This window comes from Campylobacter hominis ATCC BAA-381 (genome assembly GCF_000017585.1).
GTDB lineage: Bacteria > Campylobacterota > Campylobacteria > Campylobacterales > Campylobacteraceae > Campylobacter_B > Campylobacter_B hominis.
Genome location: NC_009713.1, coordinates 1 through 3,678, shown reverse-complemented (window position 1 = coordinate 3,678; position 3,678 = coordinate 1). Strand labels below are relative to the sequence as shown.

At 34.1% G+C, this 3,678-nt stretch carries 3 protein-coding genes; all 3 read right to left on the bottom strand.

Annotated elements, in window-relative coordinates:
* The 3 genes from CHAB381_RS00015 to CHAB381_RS00005 all read right to left on the bottom strand — a co-directional run bounded on the left by CHAB381_RS00015 (position 1) and on the right by CHAB381_RS00005 (position 3,366).
* Complete coding sequence (locus CHAB381_RS00015; protein ID WP_011991467.1) at positions 1–1,608, bottom strand: relaxase/mobilization nuclease domain-containing protein; 1,608 nt, start codon at positions 1,606–1,608, stop codon at positions 1–3.
* Complete coding sequence (locus CHAB381_RS00010; RefSeq protein WP_011991465.1) at positions 1,605–1,913, bottom strand: plasmid mobilization protein; 309 nt, start codon at positions 1,911–1,913, stop codon at positions 1,605–1,607. The genes CHAB381_RS00015 and CHAB381_RS00010 overlap by 4 nt, the downstream gene beginning before the upstream one ends.
* Positions 1,914–2,313: 400 nt before the next feature.
* On the bottom strand, positions 2,314–3,366 hold the full coding sequence (locus CHAB381_RS00005; protein ID WP_041570428.1) for a replication initiation protein: 1,053 nt from the start codon (positions 3,364–3,366) through the stop codon (positions 2,314–2,316).
* Positions 3,367–3,678: the final 312 nt, after the last annotated feature.

Below are 3,678 nucleotides of genomic sequence, written 5' to 3'. Positions count from 1 at the left end.
CTATGCCTTTGTCTTTCCCTTTTCCAAGACCCTTTCAAGCTCTCTTTTATGCTTGTTTATGAACGCTCTAACTTCATCGATACCGCTTTTAATACTTCGTTTGCCCTGTTCTCGAAGTGTCTCTCCAAACTCTGTAATATTCCTTTGAAATTGTCGTCCAAATTCTTGTATTCGCCCTGTAATGTGTTTTCTAAAACTTGCTTCTGATTGTCGAAAAATGTCTGCAAAGATTGTATGTCGTTCGTGCTGCTGCTTAATGCCTTCTCTAACTTCTCGTAATCGTTCAAAGCTTGGTTTAATACTTGCTTCAAGCTCTGTATTTCTTTGTCGCTCTCTTGCTTCCCTAAGCTCTCTAATTCGTTTAATAGCTTCTCGTTTTCGTTTCTCTCGCTCTCTAATGTAGTTTTCATCGATGATAGGCTCTTGTTGCTGTTTTCTATTGTCTGCAAGTAAAGCGTATTCTCTCTCGTTAAGTCGTATTGGCTCTTTTTGAGTTGGTTTATAATCTGCTCTTGTTCTTTTAGCTGTTCTAATAGCTTCTTGTTCTCGTTCTCTAAGCTGTCTAGCTCTTTCATCAATTCGATTTCTAACGCTGTCATCTATATCACTCCTAGAAGTTTCAGAGATAGGGCTAAAAAAATCACTAGAAATAGAATTATCAATGAAATTATCAGCTTTGTGTTCGTTCGCTTTAAATTCATCAATTCCTGTGCGATAATTGTCATATCTGTTTTTATGCTGTCGGTCTCTTTTCTCAAATTCTCGCTTATAGTATTTAGATTTTGCGTTGTATGCTCGTTCAAACTGATTTCTAAGTCGTTCAAGTTCCGCCGTATTATCTCTTTGACTAAATTCTCGTTCTCTCTCTTTTTGTTCATCGCCGATTGTTCTAATGCTTTCAATGCTTCGGAATTCATCGCTATAAATACCCCCTTTAAATCTTTTTGCTTTGGTGTTGTCTGGTAATTTTATGCTTAAATAGTCTTTGCCCTGTCTTGTAACTTCTACGCCGTTATCTTGTAGTAATTTAATAATCTCGGCTCGGCTCTGTAATGTGCCGTTTTTTACTTCTTGCTGTAAAAAGTTGTCTAGCTTCTCATAATCCTTATAAATTTCTACTTGCTTTTTACTGCCTTGTATGGTCTGCTCTTTGCTTGGGTCTTTTGGATTTTTAAAGTTATACTCTATGTTTTTAATATCTTGCCACGATGCTATACGGCTTAAATCTGCGTTGTGATAGTAAGGATTTAAAGCCTTTTTTGTTTGTAGGTCTATTTTAGGGATTACGAAATTTAACTCTAACCGTCCCTTGTCGTTATGTTCTACCCACAAAATATTATATCTGCCTTGTGCTTCATCGGTCATCAACGCTTTTTCAAAGTCCGCCATAAGCTTAAATTTTAACTGCTCGTCGATGTCTTTCTCTTCAAAGCTTAACACGCCAACGCAAGTCTTATGCTTTTGGCTCATATTCTTAATTATATCTCTTGTTAATTGCTCGTCGCCCTGTAAAATCCTGCTCGTGCCTTGTTCTACTCTCTTATCTAAAAGATAATCGATAGCACTATTTCCACCCCCTTTTTTAGTATTAAAAAACTTTACAATCATATCTTTTCTTTTAGTGAGTTAATGCTATCTCTAATATCGATAATCGCTGATAAACTTAAATTATTTAGTCTATCCCCTTTATTGAGTTTTCTAGTAAGCTGATTTAGATTATTGCCTATCCTATTAAGCTCTAATAAATACTCTTTATTTATTGACTTAGCTTTACTTGGTTTTTTATTAATCATTGAGTGAAGTGCAAATTCTGTAAAGTTAGAGTAATTACCTAATTCCATTTTTTCTTTAATGGTAGAAAACTCATCATCTGTAAAACGAATTGTTTTTCTTATGCTTTTATAAGATTTCAATTTACTCTCCTGTAAAAAACAATGGATTGGCTAAGGGGTTCAAAGGGGAATTTTCCCCTTGCGAGTTCTCTTGTCTAAACGAAGTGTCAGACAAAGAGTAACCTCGCCCTATGATTTAAATTTTAGCATAATTTTTGCTTTTTTGGAGCGTTTTCCTTTTAACATCTTTTTAAATTTAACTTTTAACCTTTTAGACCCCTTTCTAGCTTCGGCGTGGTGGTGGTTTGCGTGGGTATTTAGGGGATAAAAATCTACTTTATAGGGGATAAAAATCTACTTTTTTATGTTTTTATAGGGGATAAAAATCTACTTTATAGGGGATAAAAATCTACTTAGGGGATAAAAATCTACTTTATAGGGGATAAAAATAGAGTTTATAGACGATAAAAATCTACTTAGGCTACATTTGGTGTAAATTAAATGTGTTTTCAAAGTGTTTTAGGCTGTCAAATTTCATTGTGCTTATATGATTATCATCAACATTTCTAACAGTTACTATAATTTTTCCACTTGGCTCTTGCTCGATATTTTGAATTTTTAGTATGTCATATTCGCCAAATTTGTTTTTAAATCTCATATTTCTAAGCCTGTAAGGTTCAAGCCCTGTAATTTCTTGTCCTGTTAAGGGGTTGATTTTCTTTGGCTCTTGGCTACTTCGCTTTAACTCTTTTAGCATTTGTTCTTTTTTAATGTCTTGTGCTATGTATTGAAGTGCTTTTTCGTTTTTCTTTTGCTCTTTTGGTTCGTCGGTTTCAGGCATAAAATAAAACTCTATAAGCTCAACAGGTCGCCCCCTGCCTGTTCCCCTTATTTTTTTATAGATTAATTTTTTAAAAATTGGGTTGTTTTGGTTAAAAATGTCGGCTTCCTGTGTAAGCTCTGCGATAGCTGGTTTTAAAATTTGCTTGTCTATATCTCTTGCTCGGTAACTTGTCGGTATATCCATAATCTCTATAAACTCAGCCCATTTTATAGACCTAAAGCCTGTAAATCTAAACTGTTTTAAAAGCCTGTAAAGAGTTTGTGTGTATTTACTCTTAAGACTGCTAAACTCTGCTAATTCTAGCATTGTAAAATTTCCGTCTTTAAAATTATTTAGCATAAATAAAAATCTGCTGTTAATACTTGCTTCTAGGGTCTTATTTTCATCATCAACTAAGAACTCATTAAAAAGGGTAAAATAAGCGGTTTTTATAGGTGTCATCTCCCATTTTATAGCCGATTGAACTACCTTACCAACGCCATCATTTATTAATTTTGATAATTCTTTGCTAGTGTATTTATTATCTGATATAAACTCTGCTATCTCACTAAAATTTAATTTGAGCTTTTCCGCTCCCTTGTCATTAAACCTTGCCACTATGCTAAAAAATAAATTAGCTTCTACTTTGTCAAGGTTTTTAAATGCTAATAGGTTCATCTTATTATCGTAATAGACTGGTAGTTTAGCCATTTTATCCCCTTTTGATTGCTTTATACTGCCAAAGGGCGGGGACTTTCGCCCCCGTTCTTGCCTACTTCCTAATCTCAACTTCCACTTTAAGCTTAAAAAGCCTAAAATTTAGGTATAATTTCAGCAGTAGGTGCTTAGTATGCTTTCGCATATTAGCCCCCTTTTGACAGTATTTGCCCCTTAGCTCTGCAAAGCTTTGGGGCTTTTTTAATATACTATTTTGGGGATAATAAATCAATAATATCCCCTTATAAAGAATACAATTTTATTTTTATAGTCTATAAGCTCTCAAAAGCCCTTTATTACCTGCTT